A 20,825-nucleotide genomic window follows, 5' to 3' on the forward strand; every position below is an offset into this window, starting at 1 on the left:
CAAGAAGCTAAAACTCAGGAAGCAGTCAATCAAGCGCTAGAAACTGCTCTCGAACAAATCAGCAAGCTCCAAGCAGCTCAGTCTGAAAAACCGGCGCAACCGGAAACTCCAGCTCAACCTGAGAAACCAGCTCAACCGGAAACTCCAGTTCAACCGGAAAAACCGGCGCAACCGGAAACTCCAGTTCAGCCTGAAAAACCGGCGCAACCTGAAAAACCTGCTGAGCCTGAGAAACCAGCACAACCTGAAACCCCAGCGCAACCGGAAACTCCAGTTCAGCCTGAAAAACCAGTTCAACCTGAGAAACCTGCTGAACCTGAGAAACCTGCTCAGCCTGAGAAACCTGCTGAGCCTGAAAAACCTGCTCAACCGGAAAAGCCAGCTCAGCCTGAGAAACCGACGCAACCGGAAACTCCAGTTCAACCTGAGAAACCAATCACTTCTTCAAGTCCTGAGGAAGGGGTTAAAGACCTTGTCTTTACACTTCCAAGCTTGGAAATCGTCAATAAGGTAGTACCGTTCAAGACTATTCGTCGCGAAAACCCACAATTAGACAAAGGAAAAGAGCAAGTTCTATCAGAAGGAAAAGACGGTCTTTTAGTTGAGTATGTTGAAGTGGACGGTGACAATCGCAAGGTTCTCCAAACAGAAGCAACTCCAGCTCAAGATCGAGTGATTGAGGTAGGTAGCAAACAAAGCTCAGTTGGTACAGAAGCGCCACCAGTTGTGACTCTTCCTGAGTATGTTCTACCAAGAGAGACTGAAAAACCGGCTCCAGCCGTAATAGATAATTCATCAGCAAAAGATGAAAAAGCTCCTGTTACAGCTACAGTCAAAGAAGACAAGGAAAGACTACTCCCTGCAACTGGGGAACAAGAAGCAACTGCCTTCCTCTTCTTGGCGACCATTACTTCTATCTTGTCTCTCCTCATCTTCCAAAAGAATTTCAAAGACTAATAACCCTCTTTGATTGATTCTTTTCCATTATTTCAGTTCCCCCGTTGAGAAGACCATTTGGTCTTCTCTTTTTCTATCTGTAAAATTAAAAAACATCCACAAATTTATATGGATGTTTTAGTATAAAATTCTAAACTAAGGTTATCATTGAGGATAGGTATTTTCAAAGTCAACTACGATTTCAAGCAAACGGTCATCTAAAAAAGTCAAAGCCTCTTGTCTAATGTCTTCAGGAATGCCATAGTAAGCTTCAGCGATCCCTCCACAGATAGCAGCGATAGTATCGCTATCTCCTCCGATGGAAATCGCATTTCGGATAGCATCCTCGAAATTTTCAGACTCAAAGAAGGCCTCTAAGGCCTGGGGAACAGAGCCCTGACAAGTCACGTCAAAAGTGTAATCCTCTCTGATGTCGTCCAGAGTAAAGTCCATAGGATAGTAATTCTTATCAATATGGTCCCTGATTTCATCCATACTAGCACCATTTCGTGCCAAGAAAATTGCTACAGCCGTCGCTTCAGCTCCCTTTATGCCCTCAGGATGATTATGAGTCACTGCTGTAACCGCTTGTGACAAAGACTTGGCTTGCTCTATACTTTCTGCCGCAAAACCGACAGCACTAATGCGCATAGCGGCGCCATTACCATAACTACCATAGGATTGAGGATCCTCAGAAAAAATCCAATGGAAAAAGTGACCTCCATAACCACAATCGGGATAATGACGGCCGACTTTCTGCATATACTTGACAGAATTTTTTGACAGTTGACTCCAGTCTTCCTTACTGGCCAATATGGCTTTAGCAACCGCCAAAGTCATAATACTATCATCGGTCGGGCAAGAATTCTGGGTGAACAAATCAAACTCTTTGCTTTTATGATTATCCGCCTCGAATCGAGAACCAACAATATCTCCAATAACCGCTCCTAGCATGATTTACCTCCTGCAATATTCTCTACTCTTATGAAAATAGAATCAATTAAATTCTTTTGAAATTTATTTTATTATAGCATATTTAGACATTTTTCAGAGACTTGGACAGGCTCTATGCTTGCAGTCCCATATAGGCATAGGTTCGATTTCTGGGGCACTCTTTTTCTGTCACTAGCCTAAAATAAAAGCGATGCTCCCGCCCATCCTTGGCATTTTCCTTGTTCAAGACGAAGTAGTTCTTCTGATTCATTGCCATGGTTCGTAGGATATCATCGATCAAAAAAGTCAAGGGAACATTCATGGCAGAGTATTTTTGGAAATCCTCTTCAAAGCGGATGTAACTATCTGAAAAATAATCCATCTGTAGTTTGTTTTCATACAGCTCTTTTCTAGTCATAAACTTCCTCCTCCCACAATCGAATTTCGAGGACATCTACAATCTCTACCAGCCTATATCCCTCATTTGTCCTAATAGATAGAGTTTGAGGTGATAATTCGCTCACCTTACCGATGATCGTCATTTTTTGCTTTCTTTCCTTGACAACAAAACATCCCTTTAATTGACCAACATAAAGCTGAGAAAGCAAGCGTAGCTTCTCAACTAAATTCAAATTCGTCGAAAAATCAACACGATTTTTTTCTTCACCAAGCGAGCTAGTATGCTCTGAGAGGAAAAAGCCCATCCACTTCTGCATCCCTGGATCTTGATAGTCTCGCGCAGATTGAAAAGGTAAATAAGAACGATCAATCATTGTAATCCATCTAATCCTCCAGCAGAATGCCCACCAATCAGCTTGCTTCTGGCAAGACTCCTAGAGGCTTCTTCCAGTGCATTGGCCTTTAAGAGAGAGGTAAAACCAAATTGTTCCCGAATGGCATCAATAGCCGTCTGGAGCCTTTCTTCTTTTTCTAACTTGTCAACATCATCAAAGAGGGAGATCAAGCCAAAGGACTCATCCACAAATCCTGAATAGTTGACTCCGACACTTCTGACCGCTCCAGAAGTGTATTTGCTATGAAATAGCTTCAAAACATAATCCGTTAAGACAGCTGTATTATTGGTCGGTTCGACCTTCATTTGTGTATGAATAGACGGCCTGACCTCCTGTTTAGAGAAACCAACATAGAGAGAGACAAGGGTTGTTTTCTTTCCCGCCCTTCTCAGTCTAATAGCCACCTGCTCCGCCATTTCTCGGAGAATAATTTCGATATCCCGTAGCTTCACGTAGTCTCTCGGCAAGATTTGAGAATTTCCTAATCCCTGAGACTTGGCTTTATAGGGCATGTGAACATTGCTCTCATCAATCCCATTAGCATGAAACCACAAACGCAGGCCAGCCTGACCGAGAGCTTTCTGTAGCTGGTCTGGGTTGCTTGTAGCTAATTCTCTGATGGAAAAAATCCCCAGAGCATGCAAGCGTTTCTCCATCCGCCTGCCAATCCCCCAAAAGTCCGTCATCTTGGGAATGGCCCAAACCTTCTCTTCCACGTCTTGGTAAGACCAGTTAGCCCTCATGGTCGGGGTGTGCTTGGCCTCATTATCCAGTGCCAACTTGGCCAGTAAGGGATTGGCATTGGACATACCCACCGTAGAGTAGATCCCTGTCTGCCTCCAAATATCCCTCTGGATACGAGCAGAAAGCATATCTAGCTTGTCTTTGCGAGAGAGATTCTTGTCTGGGATGAAATAGTTGAGCGAACTAGTCAGGTCAATAAAGCCCTCATCGATAGAGTAAGGATAAATATCCTCTGGACTCCCATAGTTTTGAAAGATTCGCTGGATTTCCATATTGACTGCGATATACTCGTCCATCCGAGGAGGGACAATCAAGGTGACTTGAGCCCAATCTTCAATATAGCGCACATAGTCTGAATCTGTAGGCAACCCCTGCTTTCTGGCGTTATAGTAGGAAAATTTGCGGGTCTTGATATCAAAGGGCAGATCATAGGCCCGACCAACATTGGACTTGCCAAAAATCTTCTTAAACATGGGAGAGGAGGCTAGGATAAGGCCAGTTGAATTATCCGCGCGACTCATGACACAAAGCGAAGTCTTCAGCGGATGCAAGCCCCTTTTCACACACTCGACACTGGCATAAAAAGATTTCATATCGACAAAAGCAATATCACTCTTGGGCTCTCTGGAATAATCAAAGTAGCCCATAGACTAACCCTCCATCGGCACAAAATTCCCAACGATAATCCCTACAATCCGAGGATCATCCTCATAGGAGATGAAAATATCCTTGTATTTGGGATTGATCGATACCAGACGCAAGCCATCTTCCTCCCGATAAACCCGTTTGATATAGGTCTGGTTGTTGCAGACCACTGCATAAACCGCCCCATCATAATCAAATCCTGTTTCCCGAATCAGAGCCACCGAACCATTTTGATATTTAGGTTCCATAGAGTCCCCAGATACCCAAGATGCAAAATCATGGGCCAACTCCTCGTTAAAGTAGACCGTATCAAAATTCTGATCATCATAGACCGAAGCCCCGATCCCTGCTGACATGCGTTCATAGACGTGATACTCATAGAGGCGCTCTGGCATGGTCGTCACTTTCTGAGTTTGTTCTTCTTTAGCCAGGTTGCGAGCATAGAGCACAACCTTGTCCTTCCCTTGCTTGGAGAGGCTATTGTAAAGACGAACAATCTCAATCTGAGTAAAATAGCCTTTTGCCACTTTTAAAATCTTCTCCAGCTGAGCAACCTTCTCCTTGGATGGTTCCTTAATCCCGCGTTCCCAAGCGGAGTAAGCCTGAAAACTAATCCCTAATTCCTCTGCAATTTCCTTCTGTGTCAATTTTAACTCTTTTCTCCGAGCCTTGAGTTTTTCTGGTTGGTACATGATTCACCTCCTAGTGTGATGCTTTAATGAACATTATCTCCCTTAGAAAGATAAATCGACGGTTGAGCTTACACTTTCAAAACTCAACCAATTCGGTTTAGTTTTATTATATAAAAAAAGTGGACGATTGTCCACTGGGAAAATCAAGTTTAAACAGCAACACTTATCTATTTTGAACAAAAAAAGACATCCAAGAGTAAATTCTTAAATGTCTGGAAAGATTGATGCCTCCATTAACCTTGTTAATAGACCGGAATTGATGATATTATGGTCTCCTTATCTCAAATACTGCTGTATGAACCCACTCATTATGAATTTGTAAGTCATTTTCTATAACCCTACTAAAGGTGAAGCCATTTTTTAAAAGCACCCTCTGAGAGGCTAGATTACCTGTTGCCGTTCCTGCAATGATTCTATTGAAACCATAAGTCGTGAAGGCTTTTTCTAAAACGAGTTTAACCGCTTCGCTGGCATAACCTAAATTGTTAACATTTTCCCCAATCCTATACCCAAGTTCTACTGTATTTCGATCACTCTCTAAGACACTTAAATTGATTCTCCCAACCATAACACCTTGCGAATTTCTAATAAGATGCATGTAAACAGCACGATTCCTTTGTTCCGTTAACAATTCCCTTGTAATTTCTTTAAAACCTTCTAAATCAAAATAGTTAGCTGGTCTAGGAGGTAAATTTCGTTCAAAATACTCTCGATTTTCTTTTTCAAAAGAATAGACGTCTAGACTATTTTCTTCAGACAACAGCTCTAAACTGATCATTACAAATCCTCTCCCATCATTATCTACATTCAAATTTTCTCATGTTTACGCAAAGTGAAATTTACAGAATTTAAAGAGATTCTTTTATTTTCTGTATAGTTTCTACATTATAACACAAAATACTATGGATAAGCATAATGTTCAAGCGCCACACCAGCAAAACAAGCTGGAGTTTCGCTTGAAGAAATTTCTGAAGCGCTAACCCATAGTGATACGATTACAACTAAGACCTATGTTAACACTTCTAATGTGATTCCAATGGCTGTTGGAAAATTTGCTTTAAAGTCTCTAAAACAATAAGGTAAAAATAAGGTGAACTTTGAGGTAAACTTTTCAAAAAAAACACGAAAAAAGCACCCATAAGGTAAACTTTTGAGTGCTTTGAAACGTTGATAGTATCGTATTGATTAACGTTTTGAGAATTGAGATGCTTTACGAGCTTTCTTAAGACCTGGTTTGGAAAGTATGAGTTTCATTTGGACTAAAAATAGCGTAATATCAAGGCTTTTCAGAACTAAAACCACTTATTTATTTCATAAAATTTGAATCAATATTTTTTAAATAGGGGAATTTCTTAACGCAGAACTTTCAATCCTATCCTCTTCCTTCTTATCCTAACAAAGTTTGTAATATTGGAATAACAACGATAAATAGAACCGTACTTAGGGTCACCACATTCGTTGAAAACTCAACATCTCCTTTTCCTTGATTGGCAAGGATTGGAAGAACTGCTAGAGCTGGTGTAGCAGACTGAATCATAAAGGTCTTAAATTCTGCTGGTGCCATATTTGGGGCAAAGAACTTCAATACAAGAAGCATGATCAGAGGAGCTAGGATAAAGCGTCCAACCAAAGTGACAATTGTATCTTTATCAAAAGCAATCGTATTCAAGCCTGCCTTTGCAAGAACAATACCGATATAGACAAGAGATAATGGCGTTGTTAAACTACCAATATAAGTCAAGGTACTTTCCGCAAAACTTGGGACAGGAAGACGGAGCACTAAAAATACGAGGGCTACGAGAAATCCCAATAAAGGTGCTGGTAAGAGCTTCTTCCAATTGAATTTTTGAGCTTGCTTTGAAGCCCCTTCTTTGCTACCCGAGGTCATTAGATAGACACCTAATGTCCAAGTAGATACCGTATTTGTAATATAATACACCAAGAAGTAGGGAAGGGCTTGATTTCCAAACAGAGCTATGTTTAAAGGCAAACCAATAAAAATGGTATTGGCATTAACAAAGGTATTAATCATAGTTCCTTGACGGCCTGGGCTCACTTTAAAAAGTTTCACCGCTATAAAAGCTATTAGGTAACCGAGAATGAAGGCGATAAACGTATACAATAAACCGCTAGACAGGCTAATCAATTTATCTAAAGTTAAATATTTAAGAACAGAGGTAAAAATTGCCACTGGCATGGCCACATTCATAATGAGTTTAGATAAATCATTTCCAAAACTCTCTTGAAACCAACCACGAACTTGTAAGAAGTAACCTAGAATGATAATGACGATAATAGGTACAATACTCTGAATTGAAGTTAAAAAGATATCCATAGTCTCCCTTTCTATATGATCTAGCATATATTAGGAGGTGTACGAAGCATCCAGTCACACTCGTACACCCCATTTCCATTTACTTATTTATAGGTTGGATACCATTTCAAATCACGAACTGCTTTAGCCATATCAGTTTCTTTAGCACGTGCAAGACCTTGTTCTTGCGCTTTTTTAGCGACTGCTTCTGCTACTTTAACAGAAACATCTGCTACATACTTGAATGGTGGCAAGACAGGAGCTCCTGGTTGACCTGGATTGATAATACCACTCAATGAATGAGCCGCTGCTCCAATCATTTCATCTGTCAAAAGACTTGCTTCAGAAGCCAGCATACCTAGACCAAGACCTGGGTAAATCAATGCATTATTTGCTTGACCAATCACATAGTCTACACCTTTATAAGAAACCGTATCAGCAGGAATTCCTGTTGCGACAAAAGCCTTACCATCTGACCATTCAATCAAATCTTTGGCACTAGCTTCGGCTAGCTTGGTTGGATTTGATAATGGGAAAATCATTGGACGTTCAGTGTTTTCACACATAGCTTCTACAATTTCTTTAGTGAAGGTATTTGGCTGAGTTGAAGTTCCTACAAGAATGGTTGGCTTCACAGTCTTCACTACTTCAAGCAGATCAGTCAACTTGTCTGCGTTGCTAAAGTCAGCACGTTTCTTAGCAAACGGTTTTTGTTCAGGAGTTAGGTCATCCATGTCATCAAAGAGAAGACCTTGTTTATCAACCATAAAGAAACGTTTATAGGCTTCTTCTTCAGAAAGACCTTCACTCACCATTTCGCGAAGAACACGAGAGGCAATTCCTGCACCCGCAGTACCACCACCATAGCAGAGATAAACTTGATCTGTTAATTTTTCACCACTAATATCTAGTGAACCAAAGATACCACCCAAGGTAACGATTCCTGTACCTTGAATATCATCGTTAAAGGTTGGGATTTGTTTCCGATATTTTTCAAGAATATTAGCAGCATTTAAGCGACCGAAGTCTTCCCAGTGAAGGTAGAGTTTAGGAAAGAGACGTTCTGCTGTTTGAACAAATTGGTCAATGAAGTCGTAGTAACGTTCTCCGCGGACCCGTTCGTGACGATTTCCCAAGTAATTAGGATTGTTCCGAAGTTCTTCACGGTTAGTCCCTGCGTCAATGACTAAAGGAAGGACCATAGAAGGATCGATTCCAGCAGCGCCAGTATAGACCATCAATTTCCCAACAGAAATATCGACACCATTTGTTCCCCAGTCACCGATTCCAAGGATTCCTTCTGCATCTGTTACAACAATGAGACGAATCTCGCGATTCCCAGCAGCATTTTTCAAAGTGGCTTCAATATTTTCAGGATGATTGATATCAAGATATCCCGCATATTGTGGATCTACAAAGAGGTCACTATAGCCTTCAATGGTATCTGCAATAGTTGGATCATATACAATTGGATTGAATTCCTCCAAATGTTGAGAAAAGAGGTAATAGAAAAGAGTCCGGTTCGTGTTAAAAATTTCCATTAGGAAAAGACGCTTTTCCAAATCATTGGCTTTTGTTTGCATTTGTGCATAAGTTTGCGCCGCTTGTTCTTCAATCGTTTGAACATACGGTGGCAGTAAACCAATAAGACCTAGTTCCTTCCGCTCCTCTAAGGTAAAGGCAGTACCTTTATTGAGGAAAGGGTTGTTTAAAATATCATGTGCAGTCATAGTGCAACCTCCTTTTTACTTCTATTATACCACTTAAAACGAATTATTTAGAAAACTTTGTTTTTTAAAAAATACAATCGTGTACGCATATGTTATAATGAGTCTACGAAGACAATTTTCTAATAAGCTCTTTATACTTAAAACACCACTGTTAATGGCACTTTAAGTTGTTATATTTTATAAGGTTCTGAACTCATAAAACTCTCGATGATCACTCTTTACTAAAAGCTTCGAGTAAAAGAAACTAATCATACAAATTGGCAATCCGAATTAAAATAAATATCATATAAGTTTGTTATATAATACTTTGTATTTTTTAGGGTGTTTTTTTGTCATGCAAAACTTGTATTCTATTTATATGACGAATAAAAACTATTTACAACAATATATTTCCCAAAAAGTGAAATATTTTCGAACACAGAAAAAAATGAGCCAGGAAGAACTTTCGGAACAAGCGGGGCTCGGGCTTAAGTATATCAATCAACTTGAAAACCAAAATGTGAATCTGACCATTCACAGTCTTGAAAAAGTGATTGTCGCCCTAGAGATGACCCCAGAAGAATTTTTCAATTTTGATAGCCTTGAATCAACCTCTGATAAGACCGACAATCTTTCACTCAAAAGAATCAACATGAAGATTAAACAGCTCCCTATTGATAAACGAGAAAAGATGTTAGTCATTTTTGAAAGTATCTTAGATAACCTTTGATATCCCTGACTCACTTACATTTTAACCGGTGAATACTCGTATAGTCAAATTGTAGGATACGGATAAAAAGTATTTATCTGGTGATTTCCACTTATTTTCCTTCTCCAACTAATGAAAGTGAGCCTATATGAATTTAAAAGATCTACAATATTTTTATGACCTCTGCCAGCTTCAATCCTATAAGGAAGTAGCAAAACAACACAAAGTCAGCCAACCATCTATTTCTTATGCCATTAAGCGCTTAGAGGAATCTTTTAATTGCAAATTGATTCACCATGATCCTTCACATCGCTCCTTTAAACTAACTAATCAAGGACAAATCCTTCTGAAGCATACAGAACTAATTTTACCTGAGGTCATTTCTACTCGCAAAGAAATTAATCGCTCTTTGGCGCATTGCTCTACTGTAGGATTCCCTCCTATTATCATTCAGTATCTTTTCTCTGTCTTAAATAAAGAAACTGAATTTGATTTTTTAAAAAAGGTACGTCCTATTCGTGGTGGATCCGTAGAATTATTAAATCTTCTCCTTAAGGGAGAACTAGATGCGAGCTTACTCGGATTGATTGAACCACTCAATCATCCTTCAATAGAGACACATGAACTCTTTCATAAAGAACTGTATGTTGTTTTATCTAAGAACCATCCTCTTGCTACTGCTCTTTCCCTCACTTTTGAAGATTTAGTAGATCAATCCTTTATACTTTTAGACGAACACTTTGTTCACCTGAAAGCTTTTGAACTACTTAATCAAAAGCATCAAAACAAGGCAGAAATATTCTTCAAGAGTGACGACATTGTCATCATTAAAGAACTTTTAAAGAAAGGGATTGGCGTTAGTTTACTGGCTGATATCGCACTTTCTGATAAAGATGATGATTTAATAAAAATCCCTCTAATACCGGAGGACCAGATAACATTTACAGTTTATTACGCTTATCTCAAATCAGCTACACTGTCATCAGAAGTAGAGGATTTATTTAATTTTATTAAACTATACAAACCAAAAGAACTTGGCTCTTTGTCAACTGTAGTAGATTGAAGAAAAGCTAAGCTCGAGAAAGGACGAAATTCGTCCTTTCTTTTTTGATGTTTAGAGCGATAAAATCGCTTATCACTCAATTTACGGCTATCCTGTTGAATGAGCTTCCGGTAATGTTTGATGGCTTTATATTCATGAGATTTTCGCTCAAACTGATTCATGATTTGGACACGCACACGACTCATAGCACGGTTTAAGTGTTGGAGTAAAACAGTCCAGTGGACTGTTTTAGCCTGAGTTCAGAAATATAATAACGAAGGGTGAAAACGATCGAGAACGATTTTAGCACATGGAAAAAGCTGTTTAGCTAATTCATAGTAGGGACTAAACATATCCATAGTAATGATTTTCACCTGACAACGAACAGCTCGATTGTAGCGAAGAAAGTGATTTCGGATGACAGCTTGTGTTCTTCCTTCAAGAACAGTGATGATATCGAGCTTTTCAAAATCTTGCGCAATGAAACTCATCTTCATCTCCCGATTAAAACAGTCACTTCCCTAACTGTTTCAACATCCCATGATATAATCTCAGGAAGATGCGAAAAATCATGCTTAAAGTGAAAGTCATTGAGCTTTCAAATGACAGTTGAAGTTGAAATGGACAGCTGATGGGCAATATCGGTCATAGAAGTCTTTTCAATCAACTTTTGAGCAATCTTTTGGTTGATGATACGGGAAATTTGGAGATTTTTCTTGACTATAGGAGTCTCAGTGACCATCATTTTAGAGCACTGATAGCACTTAAAACGGCGTTTTTTAAGGAGAATTCTAGTAGGCATACCAGTCGTTTCAAGGTAAGGGATTTTAGAAGGTTTTTGAAAGTCATATTTCTTCATTTGGCTTCCGCAATCAGGACAAAGTGGAGCATCATAATCCAATTTAGCGATGATTTCCTTGTGGGTATCCTTATTGATGATGTCTATAATTTGGATATTAGGGTCTTTGATATCGAGTAGTTTTGTGATAAAATGTAATTGTTCCATATGATTCTTTCTAATGAGTTGTTTAGTCTCTTTTCATTATATGTCTTATGAGACTTTTTTTCTACAATAAAATAGGCTCTATAATATCCATAGGGGATTTACCCACTACAAATATTATAGAGCCTAAAAAGTAAGCCATCGGCTTACTCTTAATCAAATAGTCGGTGCCTTATTTCCTCTAGAGCCATAATGATAAATGGACAGACGAGCAAATAGAGCCAATCATCAAAACCAATCGGAGCTGTATTAAAGAGAGTGTGGAAAAGAGGTACATAGGACAGGATAATAAAGAGAATGATTTCTAAGATAATCCCCAGACTAATAATCTTATTTGCAAATGGTTTGATTTTGAAAATAGATCCTCTACCTTTGCGACTATTCATAGCCATACCAATCTGCGTGAAGATGATAGCTCCCAAAGTCATGGTTGTTGCCTCTCGATAAAGAGGTCCTGAACTAGCTAGATGATTCAGATGTCCTTGATTAACCCAATAATTAAGGAAGAAGGCACCCATAGCCAAAACAGACTCAATCATACCATACCAAGCAAAGGCTTTTAATAATAATTGCCGATTTAACAAACGATCTGATAGGCGTCTTGGTGGCCTGTCCATAATGCCTTCTTCTGGTGGCTCAACCCCCAATCCCAAAGCGGGCATCATATCTGTTCCAAGGTCAATCGCTAGGATTTGCATAACTGTTAAGGGAAGAGGAATGCGCCCCAAAGAGAACAAGAAGAAAGTAGAGGGTACAGCTTCAGGAGTATTGGAATTAAAAATATAGGTAAGGAATCTTTGAATATTTCGATAAACGGCACGTCCTTCTTCAACAGCATGGACAATAGAAGCAAAGTGGTCATCCGTTAAAATCATATCAGCAGATTCCTTGGCTACGTCGGTTCCAGATACCCCCATAGCTACACCGATATCAGCCTTTTTAAGAGCAGGGGCATCATTAACACCATCACCAGTAACAGCGACAACTTCACCAAGTTCCTGAAGTGCATTGACTACACGATATTTTTGTTCAGGAGCCACACGAGCAAAAACAATCTCGCCTTTAAGAGCTACTTTGAGCTCTTCGTCGGTCATATCTGCCAGTTCAAGCCCTGATATCACTCGTGCATTGTTACCTTTTACAATTCCAATTTTCTTGGCAATACTAAGAGCTGTCAAACCATAGTCACCTGTGAGCATGATAATGCGAATACTGGCACGGTGACATTGCTCAATTGCTTCACGTACACCTTGACGTGGAGGGTCACTCATGGCAACAAGTCCCACAAAGACCATATCTTCTTCGAGGGTCCGCATATCCCACTTGTCTTCTCTAATATCTTCGCTTTCCAAAGGACGATAAGCAACAGCTAAAACACGTAAGCCGTCACGAGCAAATTGATCGTTAGCAGCAAGAATTGCTTGACGTTCTGTAGCAGTCATAGATTTGATTGCTCCTTGACCATCATAATAGTCTGAGCAAAGTTCCATCACTTCTTTAGGTGCACCCTTAGTGATGGAAATATGGTGACTGCCATCCAGACTTTTTTCGAGACTATGTACCGTTGTCATTCGTTTACGATCCGAATCAAAGGGAATTTCTTTGATACGAGGAGCCCAGTTGTGGTTGTCATTTAAATCAATACCTGCTTTTTCTGCAAGAACATTAAGACAAGCTTCAGTCGGGTCTCCCAAGACCGTATAATCGGGATTGTCAGCACTTGGCGCAACCACTTGAGCATTACTAGCCAAGTGAGAAAAGCGAACCAAACGATTCAGGAGATCATTTCCCTTCAGAGAAACAGGGTCACCATCCTTCTCAATATGCCCTTCTGGTGCATAACCTAGCCCAGTCACCTCATAATTACCCGACAAGGTCCATAAATGATTAACTGTCATGGCATTTTGAGTTAGGGTCCCTGTTTTATCTGAGCAAATAACAGAGGTTGCTCCAAGAGTCTCAACAGAAGATAATTTCTTCACTAAAGCATGTTCTTTAGCCATGCGTTGTACAGCCATAGCTAGAGAGAGGGTAACTGTAGGAAGTAACCCCTCAGGGATAAAGGCAACAATCATTCCCAAGGCAAAGATGAAAGCTTGAGAAAGAGGCTGATGGACAAATAGTGTTGCTGCAATCATAAAGAAGAGACCTACAGATACTGCGATAACCGAAATCTGTTTTGTCAAATGGTCTAGTTCCTTTTGCAGTGGGCTCTTTTCCTGAGCTAGGTTTTGCGTCAAGTCTGCAATTTGTCCAAACTCAGTTTCCATACCGATGGCAGATACTATAAAATGTCCTGACCCAGAGGAAACTGTGGTCCCTGCAAACACCATATTGTCATATTCCAATTTAGTCTTATCAGGAGTCAAATCTGCTTGGTCTGATTTATAAATGGGATTAGACTCACCAGTGAGGGCAGACTGATTTACTTGCAAGTCTGTCACAGCAACCAAACGTCCATCTGCAGAAATACGGTCACCTTCTTCAATGAAAACCAAATCACCTGGCACCAAGTCCTGTGCAAGGATTTTATCTTCCTTTCCATCACGAAGAACTCGGGTATAGGATGGAAGAAGCTTATTCAGTGCTGCCGTGGCTTGACTAGCCTTATATTCTTGAATAAAACTAAAGAGACCATTAATGATATTGACCAGCCAAATCGCAATTCCCAACTCCAAGCTATGGGAAATCACAGCAATAAAGCCACCAACCCACAATAAGAGGGCCATGAGACTGGTAAAATGTTTGACAAAGGTCAACCAAATAGGTTCTTTCTTACTTTCTTTCAACTGGTTAGGACCATAAGTTGCTTGCCTCTTTTTTACTTCTTGTGAGTTTAACCCTTGAGGACTTGTTTGCAACACTTGATAAACCTGATCAGGGGCACGGGTTCCTAATGTAGTCCCCTTCTGTCTAGAATCACTCATAATCCTTTCCTCGATTCTAAATCATTAAAGCGATTTCATATTTACACCCTCATTATACTCCTTTTTCAGAAAATGTTGAAAGAAAAGGCTCTATAATTCCTATGGTGGCTTTACCCACTACAGAAATTATAGAGCCGAGAACTTTAGCTTGTATACCCAATAGCTAAAGTTCTTTTGGTAGTGTAAAATAAGCCGTGTAAACACAAACAGGAAGAAATCCGTTATAGTAGAGTTACGAAACATTACTGGAACGAGGTTTATTCCTATGACACAGTTTACTACAAAACTACTTAACTTCTTAGCCCAAAAGCAAGATATTGATGAATTTTTTCGTTCATTCCTTGAAACAGTTATGAACGATCTGCTTCAAGCAGAGTTATCAGCCTTTTTAGGGTATGAGCCTTACGATAAAGCTAATTATTTTAAAGCCAACAGTCGTAACGGAACGTATTAACGGAAATTCAAGGTTCAAATATTTGGGATGAACAGAAAAAGCATCCCGTATTTTTGATACGAAATGCTTTCAATAAGTGTAAATAAGTTTTAACGTTTACTAAATTGAGATGCTTTACGAGCTTTCTTAAGACCTGGTTTCTTACGTTCAACTTTACGTGAGTCACGTGTAAGAAGTCCTGCGCGTTTCAATGAATCGCGGAAGTCTGGGTCTACTTGAAGAAGGGCACGAGCGATACCGTGACGGATAGCTCCTGCTTGACCAGCGTATCCACCACCTACAACGTTAACGAAAACATCGTATGAACCTACAGTTGAAGTAACTGCGAATGGTTGGTTGATAACAAGACGAAGGTCAGCGTGTGGGATGTACTCTTCAACATCTTTTTTGTTAACAGTGATTTTACCAGTTCCTGGAACAAGGCGAACGCGTGCAACAGCGTTTTTACGACGTCCAGTACCTGCATATTGTGCTTGTGACATACTTTATTGTTCCTTTCCTTAGATAAGTCCTGAAATATCAAGAACTTCTGGTTGTTGTGCAGCGTGAGTGTGCTCAGCTCCAACGAATACTTTCAATTTCATACCTTGAGCGCGGCCAAGAGTATTGTGTGGAAGCATACCTTTAACTGATTTTTCGATCAAACGTACTGCATTTTTAGAACGAAGTTCACCAGCAGAGATTGATTTTAATCCACCTGGGTGGTTTGAGTGAGTGTAGTAGATCTTATCAGTTGCTTTTTTACCAGTCAATTTAACTTTTTCAGCATTGATAACGATTACGAAGTCACCTGTATCAGTGTGTGGTGTGAATGTTGGTTTGTTTTTTCCGCGAAGTACGCTAGCAACAACTGCTGAAAGGCGTCCAAGAGGTACATCAGTTGCGTCAACAACGTACCATTTGCGTTCTACTTGGCCTGGTTTAGCCATGAATGTAGTTTTGTTCATGATTTCTCCTATATGAATATCGTTTTTGTTTACTGGGCGGATGTTCCGGTCCGCGGGGTATTTGAAAGGTTCCGGGGCCTTACAAATGGGGTAAACAATACCGTCTACTATCATACCAAATTTTACTACTAAAAGTCAATAGATATGAAAAATATTTTTGCCGATTTCAGTGTTTAACATCTAGAAAAACCTCGCTTTTGCGAGGCTCTCCTATTTATAAGCTAAGGCGCGTTTAAAGGTCTTCCAGATTCCCAAATCATCCGTTTGAAGGACTAGACTAGCATACATGCGTCCGATAAAGGCTGTCGCAGTTACTGCAAAAACAACCGTTATGGCAAGCGAAATCCAAGCTTCTAGACCACTTGCATACCCATTTATAGCTCTAAATGGCATAAAGAAGGTCGAAATGAAGGGAATGTAGGAGCCAATTTTCAAAACCAAATTGTCCCCCGTAGCACCTAGAGCAGTCACTCCGACAAATCCTGCGATAATTAAGATCATCAATGGCGACAAGGCCTTTCCTGAATCCTCAGGGCGAGAAACCATAGAACCTAGGAAGGCTGCCAAAACTACGTACATAAAGAGGCTAACCAAGACAAACAATAAGGTATTAAGCGAGAAGGCATCTCCTAGATGATTTAAAATACCAGATTGAGCCAAGATTGGTAGGTCTTTAAAGAGCAGAATCGCAGCCAGACCACCCACGACGTAAATCCCAATATGGGTCAAAATCACAAGGAGCAGAGCCAGCATGCGAGCGTAGAAATAATGGCTAGCTTGAATACTAGAGAAGACCACCTCCATGATTTTGGTTCCTTTTTCACTAGCCACTTCCTGAGCAGTGACGCTAGCATAGGTAATCAAGATCATATAAAGGAAGAAACCAAGCCCCGCAGCCGCAATGGTTTGAACCATTTTTTTATTTTCTTTGGATTCGTCAATCTTCTCAGTAAAGTCAACAGTTTGAGCCAGGCGTTTTTCCTGCTCTTGGGACAAATTAGCCGCCGAGCGATTGAGTTGGTATTGCAGTTCGTTGAGCTTATTGGTTACTGCTAGCTTGATGCCTGTTTCAAGAGAAGTTTCACCATGATAGACAGCCTTGAGGACGCTGTCCTCTTGGTCAATGGTTAGGTAACCCTTGATTTTCTCATCTTTGATAGCAGCTTGGGCACTGGCTTCATCCTTATAATCAAAGTTGATACCATTGGTACCCTTGAGCCCATCTTCCACAGATGGCACAGTTGTTACTACTGCTACCTTGCTATTTTTAGCCATCGAAGAATTTTGGAGATAGCCGATTCCTGCAGATAAAGCCAAAAAGAGGAACGGCGAAATCACCATGAAGAAGAAACTCCACGACTTGACATGTCGAAGATAGGTTTCCTTCATTACAACCCACATATTTCTCATACTTCCACCCCTGATTCTAGTTTAAAGATTTCATCGATTGTTGGAGCTTGTTGGTCAAAGGTCGCGATGTATTGACCTTGAGTGAGGATGGGGAAGAGTTCCCTTCCAGCGCTCTCATCATCTAGGATTAATTTCCAACTGCCTTGCTTGGTCAAGCTCACCTGTTTGACATGAGGAAGACTTTCCAGTTCTTCCTTGCTTCGTTCACTTGAAACAAAGAGACGTGTTTTCCCATATTGATTCCGAACATCCTGAACTGGTCCATGCAAGACCACACGCCCATCTCGAATCATGAGAATATCATCGCAAAGTTCCTCAACGTTGGTCATGACATGGTCAGAAAAGATAATGATTGCACCGCGCTCTTTCTCTTTCAAGATGACCTGTTTGAGCAACTCGGTATTGACTGGATCCAAACCACTAAAAGGCTCATCCAGGATAATCAAGTCTGGTTCATGGATTAAGGTGATGATCAACTGAATCTTCTGCTGATTCCCTTTGGAAAGACTCTTGATTTTGTCGGTCAATTTGCCCTTCACTTCCAATTTTTCCATCCATTGAGGGAGTTTTTCCTTGACTTCCTTGGCATCCATGCCCTTTAGAGTCGCCAAGTAGCGAACTTGTTCAAAGACTGTCAGCTTGGGCATAAGACTGCGTTCCTCAGGCAGATAGCCAATCCGAGCGTAGGTTTCCTGACGAATCTCCTGCCCATCCAGACTGATTTCTCCTTGATACTCTAAAAATTTTAACATACTGTGAAAAATCGTTGTTTTCCCAGCACCATTTTTCCCGACCAAGCCCAGAATCCTTCCTGGACTTGCCTGAAAATCGACACCAAACAAGACTTGCTTGGAACCGAAACTTTTCTCTAGATTTCTTACTTCTAACATTTTCCACCTCCGAGATATGTTGCACTTATTATACTCCTTTTTGATAGCCTTTACAACGTTTTGTGTCTATTTTTATCGAGATTATTTATAGTAAAAATCTACCAAATCTAAGTTTTTTAAGCGGTTCAGTGATAACTTAAGTATAGCTCATTAAAGGCTTTCTGAGATGATTCCTCTCTCAACTGTTGCTTTTCTCTTCTGAACTGTCCTTTTGAAACTAAAAATCCACCCCGAAGGATGGATTGATGAGTTAACGTACTTCTGCATTCACTTTTTCTTCGAGTGATGCTTGGATTTTTTCCATGTAGCGTTCGACTTCCTCGTCTGTTAAACTATCTTCTGGATTTTGGAAGGTCAAGCTATAGGCCATTGACTTCATACCAAGTCCTAATTTTTCACCTGAGAAGACGTCAAAGAGTTTGATATCTGTCAAACGTTTCACGCCTGCAGCTTGGATAGCGTCTACAACTTCTTGGTGAGTGACTTCTGCCTTGAGAAGTAGAGCAATATCACGACTAACAGCTGGGAATTTGGTAATTTCCACAAATGGAGCAGCCGGTTGGAGGGCAGCTTCGATGGCTGAAAGGTTAAGTTCAGCTACATAAGTTTCTGGGATATCGTAGGCCTTCGCAGTGACTGGATGCACTTGGCCAAGGAAACCAAGAACTTGGTCACCGAGTGAGATTACGGCTGTACGTCCTGGATGAAGGCTAGCGATTTCAGATGTTGCTGTATAAGTTACTTGGAGTCCCAAACGAGCAAAGAGAGTTTCAAGGATTCCCTTAGCATAGAAGAAATCAACTGGAACTGCTGCCGTTTGGAAGTCTTTTTCAGCAACCAAGCCTGTCAAGGCAAAGGCAAAGCTGTTGATCTCGTTTGGTAGGTCTTCTTTTGGATTGCCTGTTTGTTCAAAGACTTTTCCAATCTCGTAAAGAGCCAAGTTTTTGTTCTTACGAGCCACATTGTAGGCAACCGTATCAAGGATACCTGAGACCATATTTTGGCGGAGAACGGAGCGATCCACTGTCATTGGCCACATAAGTTCTGTAAGGTTACTTGGTTGAGCTGTGAACTCAACTGCTTTTTCAGGAGTTGTTAGAGCGTAGGTAATGATTTCTGTCAAGCCTACTCCTTCAGCAATCGTACGAACTTGGCGACGCAATTTTTGTGTTGCAGTCAATTCACCTGCTGTACCATCATCTTTTGGAAGACTGGTTGGCAAACGGTCATAACCATAGATACGAGCGATTTCTTCAAAGAGGTCCGCTTCAATGGCGATATCCCAACGACGACGTGGAACGCTAACGGTAAAGCTGTCTTCATTTCCAGAAAGACCAAAGCCAAGACGACGGAAGACATCTTCGACATCAGCGTATGAAAGTTCTGTTCCAAGGACACGGTTGACATCGACAAGAGTTGAAGATACTTCTACATCTGAAGTGTCAAGCTCACCCGCTGAAACGATGCCCTTACGCACCGTCGCACCTGCAAGTTCTGCAATCATGCTAGCTGCAGCATCCAAGGCCTCATTGACTGTTGCCACATTGATCCCTTTTTCAAAACGAGAAGATGATTCCGAACGAAGGTTAAGGCGTCCGCTAGTCTTACGAATGGATGTGCCATTGAAAACAGCAGCTTCTAACACAATACGACTAGATTTTTCAGAGATTTCTGTAGCCTCTCCACCCATGACACCTGCAAGGGCGACTGGTTTGTCAGCGACAGTAATCACTAAGTCATTTGTTTCCAACTCACGTTCTTCACCGTCCAAGGTCACCAACTTTTCACCAGCACGCGCTTCACGCACACGGATGTCAGTCCCTTCAAAGTTATCCAAGTCAAAGGCATGCATAGGCTGACCAAAGTAGAGTAGGATATAGTTGGTCACGTCGACCACATTGTTAATCGGACGGATGCCTTCGTTCATAAGAAGGTTTTGCAACCATTGTGGACTTGGTGCGATGGTCACATTGTCCAAGATACGGGCCGCATAATATGGCGCCTTATCTGTTTCAATCCCTACAGAAAGAGCATCTGCTGCACTTTCATTTGTTTCTGTTAAACTGAATTCCTTAAAGCTAACTGCCTTGTCATAGATAGCTGCCACTTCGTGCGCTACTCCACGCATAGATAGAGCATCTGCACGGTTTGGAGTGATTGAAAGTTCGATAATTTCATCATCCAAGTCTAGGTAAGAAAAGACTTCGTCCCCAGGAATAGCATCTTGAGGCAAGATTTGGATACCATCTGCGAATTCCTTTGGCACAACTGAGTCAGAAATACCTAATTCACCAAGTGAGCAAATCATTCCGAGAGACTCTAAGCCACGGATTTTCCCTTTTTTGATTTTGTAATTGTCAGCGATACGAGCTCCTGGAAGAGCCACCATGACCTTGATACCAGCACGCACATTTGGGGCACCACAAACGATTTGACGGGCTTCTTCTTCGCCAACGTTAACCTGACAAACATGAAGGTGAGTTTCTGGCACATCTTCGCAAGACAAAACTTCACCGACGACAATTTTTGAGAGACCGGCAGCCGGTGATTCGACACCTTCGACCTCTATTCCTGTGGTTGACATTTTTTCAGCCAACTCTTGTGATGGCACATCAATGTCCACCAATTCTTTTAACCATTTATAAGATACAAGCATAATTTAGTTTTCCAGAATGA

The 20,825-nt window shown here is 40.7% G+C and carries 17 protein-coding genes and 4 pseudogenes; 5 read left to right on the forward strand and 16 right to left on the reverse strand.

Going from position 1 to position 20,825, the window contains the following annotated elements:
* A partial coding sequence (locus HMPREF9188_RS10645; RefSeq protein WP_009730655.1) for a G5 domain-containing protein occupies positions 1-957 on the forward strand: 957 nt, incomplete at its 5' end.
* A gap of 144 nt (positions 958-1,101) precedes the next feature.
* Here HMPREF9188_RS10645 and HMPREF9188_RS08895 read toward each other — a convergent pair.
* From HMPREF9188_RS08895 to HMPREF9188_RS08920, 6 genes are all read right to left on the reverse strand, one after another.
* The gene (locus HMPREF9188_RS08895; RefSeq protein ID WP_009730656.1) at positions 1,102-1,890 is read right to left on the reverse strand and encodes an ADP-ribosylglycohydrolase family protein; all 789 of its coding nucleotides are present in this window, start codon (positions 1,888-1,890) and stop codon (positions 1,102-1,104) included.
* A 112-nt stretch (positions 1,891-2,002) separates the two neighbouring features.
* Positions 2,003-2,287 carry a DUF5960 family protein gene (locus tag HMPREF9188_RS08900; protein ID WP_009730657.1) on the reverse strand — a complete coding sequence of 95 codons (285 nt, stop codon included), beginning with the start codon at positions 2,285-2,287 and terminating at the stop codon, positions 2,003-2,005.
* Complete coding sequence (locus HMPREF9188_RS08905) at positions 2,280-2,642, reverse strand: hypothetical protein (protein ID WP_009730658.1); 363 nt, start codon at positions 2,640-2,642, stop codon at positions 2,280-2,282. Before HMPREF9188_RS08905 ends, HMPREF9188_RS08900 begins: the two co-directional genes overlap by 8 nt.
* Positions 2,639-4,054, reverse strand: coding sequence for a Y-family DNA polymerase (locus HMPREF9188_RS08910; protein ID WP_000540280.1), 1,416 nt, complete (start codon positions 4,052-4,054; stop codon positions 2,639-2,641). The genes HMPREF9188_RS08905 and HMPREF9188_RS08910 overlap by 4 nt, the downstream gene beginning before the upstream one ends.
* A gap of 3 nt (positions 4,055-4,057) precedes the next feature.
* Entirely contained in the window at positions 4,058-4,744 is a 687-nt protein-coding gene (locus tag HMPREF9188_RS08915) for a LexA family transcriptional regulator (RefSeq protein WP_000284660.1), read from the reverse strand.
* 265 nt (positions 4,745-5,009) lie between these two features.
* A complete protein-coding gene (locus HMPREF9188_RS08920; protein ID WP_009730659.1) occupies positions 5,010-5,522 on the reverse strand; it encodes a GNAT family N-acetyltransferase in 513 nt (170 codons plus the stop codon).
* Between the two features lie 141 nt (positions 5,523-5,663).
* Here HMPREF9188_RS08920 and HMPREF9188_RS10320 point away from each other — a divergent pair.
* A pseudogene (locus tag HMPREF9188_RS10320) lies at positions 5,664-5,822 on the forward strand (site-specific integrase); the annotation flags it as partial.
* A gap of 107 nt (positions 5,823-5,929) precedes the next feature.
* On the opposite strand, the pseudogene HMPREF9188_RS10730 reads toward HMPREF9188_RS10320, so the two are convergent.
* The 3 genes and pseudogenes from HMPREF9188_RS10730 to HMPREF9188_RS08930 form a co-directional block, all read right to left on the reverse strand.
* Positions 5,930-6,037: pseudogene (locus tag HMPREF9188_RS10730) on the reverse strand (30S ribosomal protein S9); the annotation flags it as partial.
* Between the two features lie 94 nt (positions 6,038-6,131).
* Positions 6,132-7,079: an AEC family transporter gene (locus HMPREF9188_RS08925; RefSeq protein WP_009730660.1), complete on the reverse strand. Its 948-nt coding sequence runs from the start codon at positions 7,077-7,079 to the stop codon at positions 6,132-6,134.
* A gap of 83 nt (positions 7,080-7,162) precedes the next feature.
* The gene (locus HMPREF9188_RS08930; protein WP_009730661.1) at positions 7,163-8,788 is read right to left on the reverse strand and encodes a malolactic enzyme; all 1,626 of its coding nucleotides are present in this window, start codon (positions 8,786-8,788) and stop codon (positions 7,163-7,165) included.
* 358 nt (positions 8,789-9,146) lie between these two features.
* On the opposite strand from HMPREF9188_RS08930, the gene HMPREF9188_RS08935 reads away from it, so the two are divergent.
* The gene (locus HMPREF9188_RS08935; RefSeq protein WP_025168989.1) at positions 9,147-9,497 is read left to right on the forward strand and encodes a helix-turn-helix domain-containing protein; all 351 of its coding nucleotides are present in this window, start codon (positions 9,147-9,149) and stop codon (positions 9,495-9,497) included.
* Positions 9,498-9,624: 127 nt separating this feature from the next.
* A complete protein-coding gene (locus HMPREF9188_RS08940) occupies positions 9,625-10,539 on the forward strand; it encodes a LysR family transcriptional regulator (protein WP_009730663.1) in 915 nt (304 codons plus the stop codon).
* Positions 10,540-10,595: 56 nt separating this feature from the next.
* Here HMPREF9188_RS08940 and HMPREF9188_RS10530 read toward each other — a convergent pair.
* Both HMPREF9188_RS10530 and HMPREF9188_RS08955 read right to left on the reverse strand, forming a co-directional pair.
* A pseudogene (locus tag HMPREF9188_RS10530) lies at positions 10,596-11,524 on the reverse strand (ISL3 family transposase); the annotation flags it as partial.
* A gap of 149 nt (positions 11,525-11,673) precedes the next feature.
* Entirely contained in the window at positions 11,674-14,448 is a 2,775-nt protein-coding gene (locus HMPREF9188_RS08955) for a cation-translocating P-type ATPase (protein WP_009730666.1), read from the reverse strand.
* Between the two features lie 265 nt (positions 14,449-14,713).
* On the opposite strand from HMPREF9188_RS08955, the pseudogene HMPREF9188_RS08960 reads away from it, so the two are divergent.
* Positions 14,714-14,899: pseudogene (locus HMPREF9188_RS08960) on the forward strand (transposase); the annotation flags it as partial.
* Between the two features lie 92 nt (positions 14,900-14,991).
* Here HMPREF9188_RS08960 and rpsI read toward each other — a convergent pair.
* From rpsI to pheT, 5 genes are all read right to left on the reverse strand, one after another.
* Entirely contained in the window at positions 14,992-15,384 is a 393-nt protein-coding gene (gene rpsI / locus HMPREF9188_RS08965; RefSeq protein WP_000075969.1) for a 30S ribosomal protein S9, read from the reverse strand.
* Positions 15,385-15,402: 18 nt separating this feature from the next.
* The gene (gene rplM, locus HMPREF9188_RS08970) at positions 15,403-15,849 is read right to left on the reverse strand and encodes a 50S ribosomal protein L13 (RefSeq protein ID WP_002876943.1); all 447 of its coding nucleotides are present in this window, start codon (positions 15,847-15,849) and stop codon (positions 15,403-15,405) included.
* A 210-nt stretch (positions 15,850-16,059) separates the two neighbouring features.
* Complete coding sequence (locus HMPREF9188_RS08975) at positions 16,060-17,259, reverse strand: ABC transporter permease (protein ID WP_033588941.1); 1,200 nt, start codon at positions 17,257-17,259, stop codon at positions 16,060-16,062.
* On the reverse strand, positions 17,256-18,149 hold the full coding sequence (locus HMPREF9188_RS08980) for an ABC transporter ATP-binding protein (protein WP_009730668.1): 894 nt from the start codon (positions 18,147-18,149) through the stop codon (positions 17,256-17,258). Before HMPREF9188_RS08980 ends, HMPREF9188_RS08975 begins: the two co-directional genes overlap by 4 nt.
* 250 nt (positions 18,150-18,399) lie before the next feature.
* On the reverse strand, positions 18,400-20,805 hold the full coding sequence (pheT, locus tag HMPREF9188_RS08985; RefSeq protein WP_009730669.1) for a phenylalanine--tRNA ligase subunit beta: 2,406 nt from the start codon (positions 20,803-20,805) through the stop codon (positions 18,400-18,402).
* Between the last annotated feature and the right edge of the window lie 20 nt (positions 20,806-20,825).

This window comes from Streptococcus sp. F0441 (assembly GCF_000314775.2).
In the GTDB taxonomy this organism is placed as follows: Bacteria; Bacillota; Bacilli; order Lactobacillales; family Streptococcaceae; genus Streptococcus.